13 protein-coding genes and 1 tRNA gene are annotated in these 15,948 nt (G+C 44.7%); 9 read left to right on the top strand and 5 right to left on the bottom strand.

The annotated features are described in order from the left end of the window. The first annotated feature begins 175 nt into the window (after positions 1 to 175). Positions 176 to 1,189: a GGDEF domain-containing protein gene (locus R8N49_RS15510; protein WP_005374150.1), complete on the top strand. Its 1,014-nt coding sequence runs from the start codon at positions 176 to 178 to the stop codon at positions 1,187 to 1,189. A 90-nt stretch (positions 1,190 to 1,279) separates the two neighbouring features. Here R8N49_RS15510 and R8N49_RS15505 read toward each other — a convergent pair whose 3' ends face one another. Further along, a complete protein-coding gene (locus tag R8N49_RS15505; RefSeq protein ID WP_005374156.1) occupies positions 1,280 to 1,858 on the bottom strand; it encodes a malate synthase in 579 nt (192 codons plus the stop codon). Positions 1,859 to 2,032: 174 nt separating this feature from the next. On the opposite strand from R8N49_RS15505, the gene R8N49_RS15500 reads away from it, so the two are divergent. Beyond that, positions 2,033 to 3,589, top strand: coding sequence for a DUF3612 domain-containing protein (locus R8N49_RS15500; protein WP_080773721.1), 1,557 nt, complete (start codon positions 2,033 to 2,035; stop codon positions 3,587 to 3,589). 387 nt (positions 3,590 to 3,976) lie between these two features. Here the strand turns inward: R8N49_RS15500 and R8N49_RS15495 are convergent, their stop codons facing one another. Next, a complete protein-coding gene (locus R8N49_RS15495; RefSeq protein WP_021035911.1) occupies positions 3,977 to 5,332 on the bottom strand; it encodes a diguanylate cyclase in 1,356 nt (451 codons plus the stop codon). A gap of 132 nt (positions 5,333 to 5,464) precedes the next feature. On the opposite strand from R8N49_RS15495, the gene R8N49_RS15490 reads away from it, so the two are divergent. After that, on the top strand, positions 5,465 to 6,070 hold the full coding sequence (locus R8N49_RS15490) for an alpha-ketoglutarate-dependent dioxygenase AlkB family protein (RefSeq protein ID WP_158173507.1): 606 nt from the start codon (positions 5,465 to 5,467) through the stop codon (positions 6,068 to 6,070). Positions 6,071 to 6,139: 69 nt separating this feature from the next. Then, positions 6,140 to 7,228, top strand: a complete 1,089-nt coding sequence (locus R8N49_RS15485; protein WP_005384167.1) for a DUF3541 domain-containing protein — start codon at positions 6,140 to 6,142, stop codon at positions 7,226 to 7,228. Positions 7,229 to 7,282: 54 nt separating this feature from the next. Here the strand turns inward: R8N49_RS15485 and R8N49_RS15480 are convergent, their stop codons facing one another. Then, entirely contained in the window at positions 7,283 to 8,491 is a 1,209-nt protein-coding gene (locus R8N49_RS15480; protein WP_017635515.1) for a NupC/NupG family nucleoside CNT transporter, read from the bottom strand. 561 nt (positions 8,492 to 9,052) lie between these two features. Here R8N49_RS15480 and R8N49_RS15475 point away from each other — a divergent pair. Together R8N49_RS15475 and R8N49_RS15470 are read left to right on the top strand one after the other, a co-directional pair. Further along, a tRNA-Leu gene (locus R8N49_RS15475) sits at positions 9,053 to 9,136 on the top strand. Between the two features lie 32 nt (positions 9,137 to 9,168). Next, positions 9,169 to 9,780: a DUF2913 family protein gene (locus R8N49_RS15470; RefSeq protein ID WP_005374167.1), complete on the top strand. Its 612-nt coding sequence runs from the start codon at positions 9,169 to 9,171 to the stop codon at positions 9,778 to 9,780. Positions 9,781 to 9,858: 78 nt separating this feature from the next. On the opposite strand, the gene R8N49_RS15465 is transcribed toward R8N49_RS15470, so the two are convergent. Both R8N49_RS15465 and R8N49_RS15460 read right to left on the bottom strand, forming a co-directional pair. Further along, complete coding sequence (locus tag R8N49_RS15465; RefSeq protein WP_053307136.1) at positions 9,859 to 11,259, bottom strand: tryptophanase; 1,401 nt, start codon at positions 11,257 to 11,259, stop codon at positions 9,859 to 9,861. Between the two features lie 298 nt (positions 11,260 to 11,557). Beyond that, a complete protein-coding gene (locus R8N49_RS15460; protein WP_318190013.1) occupies positions 11,558 to 12,802 on the bottom strand; it encodes an NADH:ubiquinone reductase (Na(+)-transporting) subunit B in 1,245 nt (414 codons plus the stop codon). Between the two features lie 159 nt (positions 12,803 to 12,961). Here R8N49_RS15460 and R8N49_RS15455 point away from each other — a divergent pair, with 159 nt between their 5' ends. The 3 genes from R8N49_RS15455 to R8N49_RS15445 all read left to right on the top strand — a co-directional run bounded on the left by R8N49_RS15455 (position 12,962) and on the right by R8N49_RS15445 (position 15,938). Next, complete coding sequence (locus R8N49_RS15455) at positions 12,962 to 14,350, top strand: cytochrome ubiquinol oxidase subunit I (RefSeq protein WP_017635517.1); 1,389 nt, start codon at positions 12,962 to 12,964, stop codon at positions 14,348 to 14,350. Positions 14,351 to 14,360: 10 nt separating this feature from the next. Next, positions 14,361 to 15,359, top strand: coding sequence for a cytochrome d ubiquinol oxidase subunit II (gene cydB, locus R8N49_RS15450; protein ID WP_005374173.1), 999 nt, complete (start codon positions 14,361 to 14,363; stop codon positions 15,357 to 15,359). A gap of 174 nt (positions 15,360 to 15,533) precedes the next feature. Further along, positions 15,534 to 15,938 (top strand): hypothetical protein, encoded by a 405-nt coding sequence (locus R8N49_RS15445; protein WP_054574501.1) that lies wholly within the window; start codon positions 15,534 to 15,536, stop codon positions 15,936 to 15,938. Positions 15,939 to 15,948: the final 10 nt, after the last annotated feature.

The raw sequence follows: 15,948 nt of genomic DNA, 5'->3' as shown, positions 1-15,948 counted from the left end.
ATGCCTGTACATGTTTCATACTGATATTTTATAAAATTCGAATCCAACGGTATTGATCACGATCTTAATCACTCATTTTCTATATAAACCATGCAAAAGTGATAAAAATTAAAGCGACATTAGTTAATATCCGTTAATCTAAGCCCAATCCCATTTTGCTAGTACCATCGCAGAAATGACCGACGAGTTTAAGAAATCAACCGCTAATTTAAAAAAAGCGGTCCCACTGATGATCAAAAACCATGTTGCTGCCACGCCAGCCAACTACGCGCTTTGGTATACCTACGTTGACAAGACCATTCCAGAACTCAACTTTGAGTTAGACACGGTGTTAGAAAACTACGGTATTTGCCCGCCAGCAACCAATAAGCAGCTTTACAACAACTATGTGGCCAGCAAAGCAGAAACCAGCCTTGAAGATCTTAGAACCAATGTAGAAGTTCTGCTACATGAAGTATCCAGTTCAATGAGCGATACGATTTCAGATACTTCCTCCTTTTCTGAGATGGTAGACAAAAGCTTTAATAAACTGGAAAAAGTTGAGGACAATAGCCTAAGCATTGAAGAAGTGATGGTGGTGATTCGTCAACTTGTCGCAGAGTCACACGAAATTCGTCACTCAACAAAGTTTTTGAATAGCCAATTGACTAACGCGAGTGAAGAAATTTCTCGCCTCAAAAACCAATTGGCTGAAGTACAGCAAGATGCGTTGTTCGATGGTTTGTCAAACCTATACAACCGCCGAGCATTTGACAAAGATCTCTCTTCACTTATTGCATCAAATCAGGCAATGACCTTGATCATGCTTGATATCGATCATTTCAAATCATTTAACGACAATTACGGGCACCTTTTTGGCGATACAGTATTAAAAGCCATTGCCCGCCGACTACAACAAAGCTGCCGAGATGGGATATGTGCGTACCGTTTTGGTGGTGAAGAATTCGCGTTAATTGTACCTAACAAATCTCTGCGAATTGCTCGCCAATATGCAGACACACTACGCCGCATGATAGAAAAGCTGCGTATCAGAGATAAGCGCTCAGGCACACAAGTTCACAGCATTACCGCTTCTTTTGGGGTAGCAGAATTTGAGCCGGGTGATACGCCTGAAGCCTTAATCAATAAAGCCGATAAACAGCTTTATGAAGCAAAACAACTCGGTCGTAACCGCGTGATGCCAATTTAAATAAACTGGCTAAGCGAAAACGACTTTTATGATGAAAAAGAAAACCCCGCGCTGTAAAGTGCGGGGTTTTTGTATCCAATCATGAGTATCTTAATCGACGCTGTAACAGTAACTTAGAATGTAGTCGTCACCATTTTTTGCGGTATATTCTTTATCTTCACTGCATGCCATCGGCTTACCTTTTTTGTCGCCTTTGATTAGACTTATCCAATGGCGCATCGCGGTTGGTGCATTGCCAGTTAGTTCAGGATGAAACGTCGTGCGAGTTTCCAATTGAATATCATCAATGTCCACTAATTCCACGCAACCAGTGCCTTTATGACAGCCAAACAGCACTTCTACATGATTGCCCGAATCATCTTTGAACAAAATAGACTTTGGATCTTCCTTTTCACCAGTGTACGCCACGAAGTGTTTTGGGCTTTTCAGGCCGCTGTGTGTACCGTCTTTGAAATAAGCCAAAACATGGCGGTAATCAATCACGTAACTTGATACATCTTGGTGCGACCCGTTCTCCAATGGAAACATGCGGTCTAGTAGTTGCTTCGCTTTTACTTGTTTCTCACTCTGCTGCTCAGCACTTACCGCTTCGACGGCAAATACGGCTTCAGCGATAAATGGGCGTTGTTGTTGTTGCATCTCTTTTTTATCGAAGTTCAGCATATTCATCGTCATATCCTCGCACTTAAAAACTCGTCCTAGAGTAAAAACTTAAATCCTTTATTTAAGTTTCAGGCAATTCTGTGAAGTGGATGGTTAATTTCCTTGCCTGCTCATTATGTAGACTAGCGAAATATTGACTACAATTTCACAACAAAAATTTTACAATGTGAATTTTACAAAATGTCTGTGTCAAAAAGCCTTATTCGTCAGTCTCATTTTCTTGGTACGAAAATTCGTAACCTAAGAAAAAACAACCATTTAACGATGGAAGATTTGTCTGCCCGTTGTGTAAGAATTAATCCAGAGTACGCTCCGTCGGTTTCTTACCTTTCAATGATTGAGCGCGGAAAACGCGTACCGAGTATCGATATGCTCGAAGTGATCGCGGAAGTTTTTCAAAAAGATCCTGCTTGGTTTTTAGATGATGAACCCGAATTAGAAGCCATCACACCCAACAAAGGAAATCGTGGCGGGATTAGTGGCATGGCGTTGGAGCCGAGCTTTCTGTTCTCCAATGATATTCTTCAAATCGCGATACCAGAAATGCTCTCCCAAACAGGTATCACGGGGCGTCAGTTTGCTCATCTCTTGATTCGAGCACACCAAGAAAACCATCAAAACCATTTTCCTGATTTAGAGCGCGCCGCCGAAGAGGTCGGCTTGAAGCGGCTGAATCTATCTGTAGAAGATCTCGTAGACATTGCAAAGAGTATGGGATTGGATATCCGCTGGGTAGATCGAGCGCCACAAGATGTGATTGATGAACTGGGCGTCAGCGCCAAACAGTTGATTACGTCTTTCATGGAGCCACCTGGGACTATTTATCTCAATAAACGAATGCGTGACTATCCAACCCGATTGAAGTATGACTTGGCGGTATATATCGGCCATCGAGTACTCCATAGCAGCGATGCAATGAATAACGTTTTATCTATCGGGCATCAAAACAATTGGGAGCAAATGGACAGCCCTGTGTCGAACTCTGAACTCAATTCGCAAGATATCCTGCAAGCTTGGCGTGATTTTGAGTCCAGCTTCTTTGCCGGTGCCCTACTCTGCCCCAAAGTACCCTTTCGTCAGCTGCTTGACCGTTCTGGTTACGAGATTGATGTTCACAAAAAGGCGGGAGTTTCTCCTTCTGTTGCAATGCGTCGCATGACGGTGGTCTCGCCTTACCCTCATTGGCACTATTTTGATGCCTATGGCCCCGGCAAGTTAAAAGCAGTGTATCGAGGAAATGGTATTCCATTGCCTTGGGGCAACATGCGCAAAGTAAACGACCCTTGCCAGCACTGGGCGGTATTCCGACGCCTTTCCCAGCCTTTGGATACCAGTTCAGCGCAAATTTCGATTTTAAATGTTGGCGACGAGCCACGTATCTACTGCTGCGAATCGGTCAACGTATTTGACCCTGCGGGAAATAATCGCGTGCTATGTGCCGGTATTGATCTTAACCCTGCTATTTCTGCACAAGGTGGCGATGCCGTTTCCATAGCGGAAGAACTTAAGTCCCTTTGTGTCGCTTCCGGCGGAAGTAGTGTTATTCCTCCCCACATCAAAAAAGACTTAACGACTATCGCTAAGATATTAAACATCAACTGGATAGAGCGCGGGATTCAAACCCAAGCAAGGTTGATCTGCTCCAGAGGGGCGGTTTGTCCAAGACAACCTAGTTGTTACAGCAAGTGCGGAGAAGCTGATGAGACGGGCAGCGACGTGAATATCATCGGTCTTTAGAAAGAAAAAACGCCAATCACAATATACGTGATTGGCGGTATATACTTGTGAACAATTTGTATTCACTAACAACGTCAGTTGGCTAGGTGACCCTCGGCTTAATAAGGGTCACTCTAAGTAATGCACGATGCGTGCCAACTTTAAAAAAGCCGTTTTTTAGTAGATCCAGATGCATATCGTTGCTTTATTAACCATTAATTTCGCAAACTGCATTTGCAAAATGCAACATTATGCAAATATGCCACTGAATGCACTGCTAATAACGACTCTCTCAGCAAAGTGTCTGTGAACATATGAAGTCACATATTCTTGCACCTCAATGATGATGAGATTTCGGGCTCCCAACTTTACCATTCTTCTAACCCCTTATTGAAACTGGGTTCAGGCTCATCCGCCATGCTTTTGTTGATACATTCTCTCATCGGCTATTTTCATCATTTGCTCAGGAGATGACATTTTCGGGTCAAATATCGCGTACCCAATACTGGCTTTCAAATAGATAAGCGTTTCATCGTAAATGACGGGCGTCGAGCATAGCGCTAATCGAAGTTTTTGTAGAAGGGACTGAACATTTTCTTCCGTTCCTGGGTGATGAACTACAACTAAGAACTCATCACCGCCCATTCTGGCCACGATGTCTGATTTACGCAGAGAGCTTTTTACCCTTTCAGCCGTAGCGATTAAAACTTTGTCACCTGCGTCGTGACCATAGGTATCGTTAATGTGTTTAAACCTATCTAGGTCAATATTAATTAAGGCGAAGCTATAACGCTTTTTATAACGTTTCGCTATTTCAAACTGCTGCTTGTAAAACTTCATAAAATAGCGACGGTTTGGTAAATTCGTGAGTTCATCGTGTAAAGCTCTGTCATCTGCAATGGTATACAGTCGATAAATGGCGAACAGCGCGAGGCTAAGTGCGAATATAATGGGATAGCCGATTACTCTAGCTAAATGCAACTGATGCCAAGAGATTTGGCGATCAGCTTTGCCTCCAGAGAAAACCACCATACTCCACCCACCATAAGGAAAATGAACCATCTCTTTTGCATATACCATGCTATTTACACTTTGCGCGCCAAAGAAAGCATCACCAAATGAGCCACCGCTATCGTAACCACGGATCATTAAAGGGTAACGATACGAGAAATCAATTACGCCGGTTTCTCTCATCAGAGCATCGAAATCAATCACCGCACTGATCACTCCCCAGTAGTCCTGATTCATTGGAGGATCAAGAAAAACAGGCACACGCACGATCAAACCTCGGCCACCTTGAATCAAAGTCACTGGCCCTGCGATGAAAATTTCTTGTACATCCTTGGCTTTTTGCACCTGTACCCACTGCTGTGGCACTGCGCGGTAATCAAGGCCGATTAGGCGCTCATTACCTTGGCGTGGAAATACATGACTAATTACATCATTTTTCGCGATACCGATGATTGTAATATGTTTACTTTTATTTAGGATTCGGTGAGCGGCGATACTCAATTCTTCTTCTTGATTTTTAGGAAGTAACGTAATGAGTGTCGCTAAAGTACTGGCTTTGTAGATATCCGCCATAAGTACCGCTTCCAAATTGGAACGGAGAATGGAAAGTTGTTCTTTGGCCTCAACTTGAACTCGCTCTTTGTGAAGCTCTTGCTGGTTTCGATTTAACAGCTCAATAACCCCAATACACAAAGCGAAAAAGGTGAGGAAGAACAATGCAAAATAGCATCGCTTTCTGGGTAAATAACGCATTTTCTCCCCACAACTCGTATACAACTACGAGATTTTTTATTTATTGTTAAAATTCTTATTATCACAAGAATAACCAATCATAATCAGAAAGGTAACAGTGATTGACAACTTTTATGTTTTAGGTGTGAGATGATGCATCAACAAGGCGATTTATTTGGCGGCGATCTATGGCAAGAAGTAGAAAGAGGAAAACTTTATTATGATCCTCATTTTCTTAGCAATCTTGAGGCGGATAATTACTTTGACCAACTTCGAAAGACACTGCCATGGCACCAAGAACACATTACTATGTTCGGCAAGTCAGTACTTCAACCTCGCTTACAAGCGTGGCACGGTGATGCAGCATATACTTACTCAGGCTTAACCATGCAGCCTCACCCTTGGACTCCTGAGTTAACTCAGCTCAAAGTGCGTTGTGAATCAGTTGCTGATGTCACTTTTAATTCTGTTCTCGCTAACTTATATCGACACGGCCAAGACTCAATGGGCTGGCACCAAGATAATGAACCAGAGTTAGGTAGAAACCCTGTTATCGCATCTTTGAACTTAGGTGAAACACGTCGATTTTTGCTTAGAAATTTACATTGTAAAACTGAGATTGAATACGAGCTTTCTCACGGCTCCTTACTGATTATGGCTGGCGAGCTACAGCATCACTGGAAGCACTGCGTACCAAAAACCGCGAAAACCAAAGATGAACGTATCAACCTGACTTTTAGGCAAATTTTTAACTATTGACTCTGCTTTTACATTCTCAATTAATATTGATGGTAGGTTTAGGTTCAGGACTTCATAGGGAATGGATTTATGCGTATTAAACCTCTTAGCTTAGCGGTCTTACTCTCTTGCTCACTTACCTTTGCAGCTCAGGCATCACAGGAAGAGGTACCGCTTCTCGATAATACTCAATCAGCGCAGTTGATTCGTAGTACCTACGAACAGGAACTGTTCACTTTCCCGGCGTTTAAAGAGGGCCATTTTGGCTTACGCATGTACCGCCAAACATTAGATGAGAAATATCACGCTGCCATTTGGACCGACATGGCACAAGTAGCCAGCCGGTTAAACCAATTTGCTAATGAAGTTGTTGAACCAGAAGACATCATTCTCTATTCATCTCAAAGGCTGACCACGTATCAAGAGAAAGAAACCGAACGAGGGCAGCGACGCTATACCGTGACTAAACACCATCCTGAGTACCTTTATCTTGGTGTGGATTTGCTTGGCGCAATGGCAAGAGCAAACGAATACGGCCTAAAGCATAAACAAGACAAAACGCTGAGAAAAATTATTAGGCGCTACGATTTCTCGCGTTACGTTACGGACAAAGAGATGATAGAAGCATGGGCAGCTCAGCTTGCAAACCAAGTCTACTGGCTTCGTCAGTTAGGAGAGCAAGATGTGGTCGAGGAATTCACTCAAACCTTCCGTGACACCTACCCCGACGATAAAGATAAGATGCTTTCAGCTCAGCAGTATTGGAACAAACTCTATGGGATGACGCACATCATCTTTGCCGATTCACAGTATTATCAGGAGCGAGTAAGCGAGAAGAAACACCAATGGATTTATGATTACTTTCGCAACAACATCGACACTATCCTACTGCGCGCCAAAGAAGACGTGATTGCGGAAGTCGGCATTTCGTTTTTGTTAGCAGGCTTGGACCATGATCCGGTCGTAAAGAAAACCCGCCAAGCCATTCGTCACGCAATCAACGCAGAAAAAGGGATGATTCCGTCGGTCGACGGTAACTTTGATCTCAAGTACGGCGAACACCGTAACGTGCTAGCCATCATGCTGCTCGATTGGAAAGGGGTACATAAAGCGCCAACTTATCAAGAGCACCCAGAGGCTTTTAAATCGATACCTTACGGCTTAATGCCCAAGCCTTAGAAATAACAAAACCCGCCATTTAGGCGGGTTTTTAGTGTGTATCTTCAATCTAAATTAGAGAGAGATAAAAATGCCCGCTAAGCACGCACTCATCAGGTTAGCGAGTGTACCAGCAGCAACCGCTTTTAGGCCTAGACTTGCAACATCTTTGCGGCGCTCAGGTGCCATCACGCCGATAGAACCCAACTGAATCGCAATTGAGCCAATGTTCGCAAAACCACACAACGCAAAAGTGATAATAATTTGAGTATGCTCAGACAGTGTCGCTTTGTGCTGCACAAAATCGATAAACGCAACAAACTCATTCATCACCACTTTCTGACCAATGTATGAACCCGCAGCTAGGATTTCGTGGCTTGGCACACCAATCAACCATGCGAGAGGTGCAAACAAATAACCAAAAATCGCTTGTAGCGTTACGCCAGAGAAACCAAGTATCTCACCCAAGTTTTCTAGCCCCGTGTTCACCATCGCGATAACACTCACGAAAGCGATAAGCATGGTACCAACAGCAACAGCAACTTTCATACCGCCCATAGCACCGCTTGCTAGCGCATCAATTACGTTGCTTTCTTCTGATTTATCTAGCTCAATATTGTTGTAATCGCTTGGCGTTTGACGCTCAGGAACGATAATTTTTGCCATCATCAAACTACCTGGCGCTGCCATAAAGCTTGCCGCGATCAAGTATTTGAGGTCGACACCCAAACCAGCATAACCACCAAGCACACTGCCCGCCACTGAAGCCATACCACCAGCCATCACGGCAAACAGTTCAGAGCGAGTCATGTTAGAAAGAAATGGACGAATAAGAAGTGGTGACTCGCCTTGAGATAAGAAGATGTTCCCTGTTGCAACCAAAGACTCTGCTTTACTCGTACCCAAGAACTTCTGGATAGCGCCGCCAATAAATTGAATCACTTTTTGCATAATGCCCAAATAGTAAAGGGCGGAGATAAGAGCACTGAAGAAGATGATGATAGGAAGGACACGAATAGCGAAGATAAAGCCAGAAGAAGCGAGGTCACCAAAGAGGAATTTAATCCCTTCATCAGCAAAGCTGAGTAGCCCCGCGACCCCATTACTTAAACTCGCCAGCGCCGCTTGACCCAACGGGAAATAGAGCACCAAAGCAGCAAACCCCATTTGTAGCATCAAGGCGCGAGATACAGTTTTCCAATTAATGGAAGAACGACCCTCAGAAAGTAGGAAAGCACAACCTAGCAGTGCAACAATACCAAATAGACTAAATAGAACACTCATGAGCTGGACCTACTAAACGTTGAAAAAGAAAAAAGAGCCAAAGGAATTGGCAGAAGAAAGGGACAACGCAGCGAGTGATAACTCACTTTTAGATCCAGAATGTAGACAGAACGAATAGTTCGACATCTTATTTTTACCTTATACAAGCAATTGAACGTAGCTGGTCCGGTCCGTGGGGTCATTCACTGCTGGCGAGCATGTTGCTTGGCCTGCTCCATGTGACGGCTTGTATGGGTAAGGGTCCTGAACAACTAAACCCTAATTCCCGCTTAAACGGGACGCAAGTATAGCCAACAAAAAGAGATATTCATCACATTTATTTACGCAAACGTTCAAGCGTTCAAAATTTAGGCAAAAGTACTCTTTTGTCGTCATACTATTAATAAAAGTAAGGGCATAAGGATAGGCGTTGATGGTAAAAAACATAAAAGTGACCAATAAATATGCAATCAAACTCGAAAGAGCCAAAATTCGTCATTTTGCTCTCGCCAACAGGTGGATTTTGGTTATACAATTCGCGTTGCTTCTTTCGAGGCCTCTGAGTATTCAGAGCATCATGATGCCGAGATGGTGAAATTGGTAGACACGCTAGCATGAGGTGCTAGTGCCTTTGGTGTGAGGGTTCGAGTCCCTCTCTCGGCACCATTATCCTTCTTCCCTAATTTTGTTCGAGTGTAATGCAAAGTTCTAAGCAGGCAAGACAGTCTACAGATGCTAATCAACTTCTGAGTGAGCTTGCGGTTCACGCTTTATTACACCTGCACTTTAAAATTCACGCGTCCTCGCATGGCCTCTCCCTTAAAGAACGTAATGACTTACTTCAGAAATGGCTGAAACCAAAACTGAAGAGTAATCGCTATAAGCTGATTAAAAAGCCGTTAAAATCTTTGACTCAGCAGGCAAAAGGTGAGAACGGAAATCTGGAAGCATTACTCGAGCGCTGCGTCGGTGCAGACAAACCCAGCAACCCTCAACCCGATCTAGATAGCTACTTGCTGCTGATCAACGAGATTGAGAAGAAACTGGGGACTACCGTGTTATTATCTCGACCGGAAGACGTCGACTTATCTCACGACCAACACGGCTGTTTGCTGTGTGTGCTTTCTGAGAACTTAAATCAGCACTTCGATGATAATAACGCCCTAATCGCTCCTATTTCGATGCTGTTCCGCGGACCAATGAGTCAACGTTCACTTTTTCTTGGCAGCATTTACGCCAGTGGTACCTTCAATTATGAAGTGCAGTATCAAGACGACCAGTTCGTTCGCATCACATTAGAGTTGGCGTAAGTGTAACGCTAAGAAATAAACGAATCGAAAAAGGCCGCGAAACTCGCGGCCTTTTGCTTATCTAGATTTAAACTTGAGTTAATCGATCTCTTTAAATCGAGCAGTAAAGTGGCGCAGCACTGGTGGCTCGTACTCGAAAGTGAGCCCTTTTAACTCATGTGCACGATTTTTCAGTTCGATAATCGCATCCGCAATGTAATCCATATGATCGTTTGTGTAGACACGACGTGGAATGGTCAAACGCATCAACTCAAGCTCTGACACTTTTTGTTTACCCGTTTCCGGATCTCGACCAAGCAGCAACGATCCTATCTCTACTGCTCGAATACCCGCTTCCAAGTACAAAGCATTACACAATACCTGCGCAGGAAACTGATCCGCTGGAATATGTGGCAAAATCTTAGCGGCATCCACAAACACCGCATGACCACCCGTTGGGTATTGAATCGGAATACCGCCTTCACGTAAGCGCTCACCTAAGTATTGAACTTGGCTAATTCTATAGTGAAGAAAATCCTCATCCGCGGCTTCATACAAACCGCGAGCGAGCGCTTCCATATCACGCCCAGCCATGCCGCCGTATGTTACAAATCCTTCCATGGGTACGCAGCGCGTCTGCACCGCCTGGAACAACTCCTTATGATCACGAATACAACACATGCCACCAATGTTTACCATCGGGTCTTTCTTAGCTGACATGGTGAGCATATCACCGTACTGGTACATCTCACGGATGATTTCCAGAATCGATTTATTCTCGTAACCCGCTTCACGCTGCTTGATAAAGTAGGCGTTCTCACAGTAACGAGCCGAGTCAATCACCACTGGAATATCGTACTTGGTTGCAATCTCGTACACACTGCGCATGTTTTCCATCGACACAGGCTGACCACCGGAGCTATTACAAGTAATCGTGGTGATAATTGCACAAATGTTATGCGAACCGTGCGCTTCAATTGTTGCCACCAGCTTATCGATATCAAAATTGCCCTTCCAATCATAAGGCGTAGTGGTGTCGAATGCTTCTTCCGTTACCACGTTAATCGCTTTACCGCCATTGAGTTCAATGTGACCCGCTGTGGTATCAAAATGGTAGTTCGAGATAAATACTGGCGTTTCGCCACCACGCACCTGACGCATACGCTCAATCAAAGCTGGGAACAAAATTTGCTCGGCACCACGCCCTTGGTGTGCAGGCACGGTGAGCTTATAACCGAAGAAGTGCTCCACTGCATCACACAGGTTGTAGTAATTTCGACTCCCCGCATAGGATTCATCCCCCATCATGATGCCAGCCCACTGATTATCACTCATGGCACCAGTGCCAGAGTCAGTCAGCAAATCGATATAAACATCATCACTACGAAGAAGAAATGGATTATAGCCCGCTTCTTTTAACGCGACTTCACGGTCTGCCAAAGTCGTCATTTTGATTGGCTCAACCATTTTGATACGGAAAGGTTCTGGAATACGTTTCATTGTTAATTTCCTTATACGCATTGCCCTACGCAGTTTCACGTAAGACTAAAAAACAAATAGATAGAATGCTTTTCAATGCGATTGCATTGAGGAAATCAACGAGAAGAGATTTTACTAAGAAGAGACAAGCAGTAGTCTAGGTTATACCAGAACGACAGCACCAAACGGCTATCGAGAATATCCTTTATTCTCATCGTCTTCGTCCTCCTGATAAAAATAAAAAGTCAGAAACCCCATGTCTCTGACCTTTTCAATATAGTGCAGTTTTCAATCAATTTTCAGTGAGGTCACCCTCATTTTAAGAAGGTCTCGCCCTTTTCATTCTGCGTTTGATATTACTTTCTTTGACTAGGTAATCGAAAAGTGGCGCGAATAAGTTAGCAAATAGAATCGCTAACATGATGCCTTCTGGATAAGCCGGGTTCAGCACTCGGATAAAAATCGTCATCACGCCGATTAATACTCCGTATGTCCATTTCCCGTTATTGGTAAAAGCTGCCGAGACAGGGTCTGTCGCCATAAAGAAGGTACCAAACGCAACCCCACCAATCACGAAGTGCCAGTAGAACGGCATGGAGAACATGGGGTTAGAGTCTGAACCGATCGCATTCAATAGTAATGAAGCTCCGATTAAACCGACCAACACGCCCGCAACAATTCTCCACGATGCAATCTTCATAAAGATGAGAACCAAGCCTGTTAGTGCGATCAACAACGTAGAGACTTCACCCATCGAGCCTGGTAAATTACCAACAAAAGCATCTCCCCATGAAATTGTTTGTCCTGTCATATTATTTATCAAAGCACTTTGCCCGCCTTCATACCATTGACTAAGTGGAGTAGCGCCAGAGTAACCATCAGCCGCGACCCACACAGCACCACCGGACATGTTGGCAGGATAGGCAAAGTATAAGAACGCTCGCCCTGCTAAAGCTGGATTTAGGAAGTTTCGTCCAGTACCACCGAAAATCTCCTTCGCCACAACAATACCGAAAGTGATACCTAAAGCCGCTTGCCATAGTGGAATTGTCGGAGGAAGGATCAGCGCAAAGAGTATAGAGCTGACAAAAAAACCTTCATTCACCTCATGCTTTCGCACAATAGCAAACAGAACTTCCCAGAAACCACCAACGATAAACACCGTCGCATAAACCGGGAGAAAGTAAGTAGCACCAAGCCACATTTTACTTTCCCACCCCGCTTGTGAAACCGCATCTAACGAGCCCCATACCCAACTCAGTTGCCATGAAGAAACAAGCGCTTGCTGAGCTGAGGCTTGTTCCATTCCATACAACAAGGCATCACTCGCTTGCTGGCCTATGTTGTACATACCCCAGAACATGGCAGGGAAGACCGCCAGCCACACCATGATCATAATACGTTTTAAATCGATGCTATCTCGAACGTGAGTCATGCCCTGGTTTACCTTACCAGGCGTGTAAAAAATGGTTTCGACAGCTTCGAAAAGTGGGTAGAACTTGTGATACTTCCCACCTGGACCAAACTTAGGTGTCGCTTTCTCAAAGTAATGTTTAAGGCTCATAACACTCCTCCTTTATCTAAAAGATGGTACGCACATGTGTAAAAAGCGATCGTTTTTTAATCTCTTCGTCTTCCTTCTTCGTATTTCACCTTGTTCGCCACTCTTCTGTCTCCTCTTTAAATCCAGCGAACAGTTTATCCAACGAAAAAGGGACCGCTCATGGACACACTCGCCATTGACCTAGCTAGATTCCAATTTGCCTTTACTGTCTCTTTCCACATTATTTTTCCAGCTTTTACGATCGGTTTGGCAAGTTATCTCGCTGTATTAGAGGGCTTGTACTTAAAAACGGGCAACAAACAGTACATGCAAATCTATAAGTACTGGCTCAAAATCTTTGCCATCAGTTTTGGTATGGGTGTGGTGAGTGGCATCGTGTTGAGCTATCAATTCGGTACTAACTGGAGCGTGTTTGCCGACAAAACAGGCCCAATCCTAGGCCCGCTAATGGGTTATGAAGTTTTTACTGCGTTTTTCCTCGAAGCGGGGTTTTTAGGCGTGATGCTTTTCGGTATGGATAAGGTGGGTAAGAAGCTTCACTTCGCCGCGACTTGTATTGTTGCATTCGGGACGTTTTTGTCTGCGTTTTGGATACTTTCTGTTAATAGTTGGATGCAAACACCAGCGGGCTACAGTATCAACGAAGCCGGACAGTTTATCCCAGAAGACTGGTGGGCGATTGTCTTCAACCCTTCCTTCCCTTACCGGCTCGTTCATATGTTGCTCGCCGCTTACCTTACTACTGCTTTTGTTGTAGCCGGCGTTGCCGCTTATCACTTGCTAAAAGCAAACCATAACCCTCTAGCCAGAATTATGTTCTCGATGGCAATGTGGATGGCTGCCATCGTGACACCAATTCAAATCGTTGCTGGAGACATGCATGGTTTAAACACCCTTGAACATCAACCCGCCAAAGTCGCCGCGATGGAAGGGCACTATGAGTCTCACCAAGGCGCGCCATTGATCCTCTTCGGTATCCCTAACGATGAAGAAAAACGCATGGAATACGCACTGGAAATCCCCAAACTCGGTAGTTTGATTTTAACTCATGACCTCAACGGTGAAGTGAAGGGATTAGATGCTTTTCCAGAGGAGGAACACCCTCCTGTCTCTATCGTTTTCTGGTCTTTCCGAGTCATGGTCGCGCTTGGTTTTGGCATGCTTGTTATTGGTTTGTGGAGCCTTTGGCTAAGAAAGCGTCGCAAACTTTTTGATTCGAGGGCACTTCAACGTATTTGTGTGCTGTTTGCCCCAGCGGGGTTCATTGCAGTTTTAGCAGGCTGGATAACTACCGAAGTCGGTCGACAGCCTTACACCGTATACGGTCTTTTAACCACAGCCAATTCGGCATCGCCTATTGATGCCGCCGCGGTGAGCGTCTCCCTGACGGCGTTCATCGTGGTTTACTTTGTGGTTTTTGGAGCTGGCTTCTTCTATCTCCTACGTTTGATGCGTAAGTCTCCAACTCGATATGAAGAAGGTCTAGATAGCCGACTTCCTGATGGCACGAAAACCGATGCCATCACACATTCTAACCATCTAACCTAGGAGCTAACTCATGGATTACGCATTAATTTGGTACGCTTTGATTGGGCTCGCCGTTCTGATTTATGTCGTGTTAGATGGCTTTGATCTCGGTATTGGTATCCTATTCCTCAGCGCTAATGACGATGAAGAGCGCGACATGATGATGAACAGCATCGCTCCTGTTTGGGATGGGAATGAAACTTGGCTAGTTCTTGGCGGTGGTGGGCTTTTTGCCGTGTTCCCCCTCGCCTACGCGGTCATTATGCCAGCACTCTATGCTCCCCTGATTTTAATGCTGCTCGGGTTAATTCTGCGCGGGGTTTCTTTTGAGTATCGCTTCCGAACACAACGCGGAAAGTTTTTATGGGATAGCGCTTTTTTCATTGGTTCACTCACCGCGGCATTGATGCAAGGCATTATGCTCGGAACCCTGCTCCAAGGTATAGAGGTTAGTGAACGAGCATACGCAGGTGGATGGTTTGATTGGCTTTCACCATTTAGCGTATTTTGTGGCCTGGCGCTTGTTTGTGCTTATATTCTGCTCGGTTCATGCTGGTTATTAATCAAGCTTCCAGAAGAGCTGATGGGGCGCTATTACGTGGTCGCGCGACGATGGGGACTAGCGATGGTAGCCTGTATATTCATCGCCAGTTTGTGGCTGCCATTGAGCCAAAATATCGTCTTTGAACGTTGGTTCTCATTACCAAACTCGCTACTGTTTTTCATTTTACCAATTATTGCTGCGGCACTTATTTGGCAGTTATTCAAAGCCTTACTCGACCACAAAGCCGTCCGAGCCTACGTTCTTGCGATCGGCCTGTTTCTTGTGTCCGCGATGGGTTTCGGTGTCAGTACATTCCCTTACTTGGTCCCATTCGCACTCACTTATCAAGACGTCGCCGCGCCAGATAAGAGTTTGGCATTTTTACTTGCCGGTGCGGTGGTATTACTTCCTCTGATCATAGCCTACACGGCTTATTCGTACTGGGTTTTCCGCGGCAAGATGAAACGTGGAGAAGGATATCACTGATGAAACTAAAACCCATTTTGTGGTTCATTGGCATTTGGCTGGCAAGCGTGGTCTCCTTGTTTATCATCAGTTCGTTGATACGAACTGCGATATTGTAGGCCCAGAGTCTACTGCACCACATCTGAAGCCATTGAGGTCTATACTCAAGCAAGAGTAAAACAACGGAGTGTTTTTATGACCTTAAAGCGGTTTCTGGTAACTTTGATTCCTTTGACGGTTCCACTGTTTTCACCAAATGCATTGGCCGTAGACAAGCAGATGTCATCCGCCATGAAAAGTAAAATGCGGTCTATTTGCTCCGCAACAAACGAACAGAGCCATTGGCAACTTGCTGAGGCAACTCCTGACGCCAGACGCTCACTCAACATGGTGCTTTATCAAATGAATGCCGATGATAAATTGAAAGCAATTCATGAGGTGAGAACGAAAATGGTCGGCGGCACCCATTATGCGTTTGAGTTCGAGTTGCAAGATGGTCAAGTCTGGAATGCAATTGTATTGCACAGTGCCCGAGGCGATTACATGATAGAAAGACACGCAAAGAAAGGGGAACTCTGCCCTAAAGATGGCAACTCCTAAATCCCAGATT

The organism is Vibrio sp. 1978 (assembly GCF_033344345.1).
The sequence above is the reverse complement of the archived record's forward strand: the minus strand, read 5'-3'. Positions and strand labels throughout refer to the sequence as shown.

Bases quoted from the DNA above. Each gene is read 5' to 3' on its own strand.
- R8N49_RS15445 (WP_054574501.1), top strand. From the start codon at position 15,534: ATGACCTTAAAGCGGTTTCTGGTAACTTTGATTCCTTTGACGGTTCCA.
- R8N49_RS15460 (WP_318190013.1), bottom strand. From the start codon at position 12,802: ATGAGCCTTAAACATTACTTTGAGAAAGCGACACCTAAGTTTGGTCCA.
- R8N49_RS15465 (WP_053307136.1), bottom strand. From the start codon at position 11,259: ATGAAACGTATTCCAGAACCTTTCCGTATCAAAATGGTTGAGCCAATC.
- R8N49_RS15455 (WP_017635517.1), top strand. From the start codon at position 12,962: ATGGACACACTCGCCATTGACCTAGCTAGATTCCAATTTGCCTTTACT.
- R8N49_RS15495 (WP_021035911.1), bottom strand. From the start codon at position 5,332: ATGCGTTATTTACCCAGAAAGCGATGCTATTTTGCATTGTTCTTCCTC.
- R8N49_RS15485 (WP_005384167.1), top strand. From the start codon at position 6,140: ATGCGTATTAAACCTCTTAGCTTAGCGGTCTTACTCTCTTGCTCACTT.
- R8N49_RS15490 (WP_158173507.1), top strand. From the start codon at position 5,465: ATGCATCAACAAGGCGATTTATTTGGCGGCGATCTATGGCAAGAAGTA.
- R8N49_RS15480 (WP_017635515.1), bottom strand. From the start codon at position 8,491: ATGAGTGTTCTATTTAGTCTATTTGGTATTGTTGCACTGCTAGGTTGT.
- R8N49_RS15470 (WP_005374167.1), top strand. From the start codon at position 9,169: ATGCAAAGTTCTAAGCAGGCAAGACAGTCTACAGATGCTAATCAACTT.
- R8N49_RS15505 (WP_005374156.1), bottom strand. From the start codon at position 1,858: ATGAATATGCTGAACTTCGATAAAAAAGAGATGCAACAACAACAACGC.
- R8N49_RS15500 (WP_080773721.1), top strand. From the start codon at position 2,033: ATGTCTGTGTCAAAAAGCCTTATTCGTCAGTCTCATTTTCTTGGTACG.
- cydB (WP_005374173.1), top strand. From the start codon at position 14,361: ATGGATTACGCATTAATTTGGTACGCTTTGATTGGGCTCGCCGTTCTG.
- R8N49_RS15510 (WP_005374150.1), top strand. From the start codon at position 176: ATGACCGACGAGTTTAAGAAATCAACCGCTAATTTAAAAAAAGCGGTC.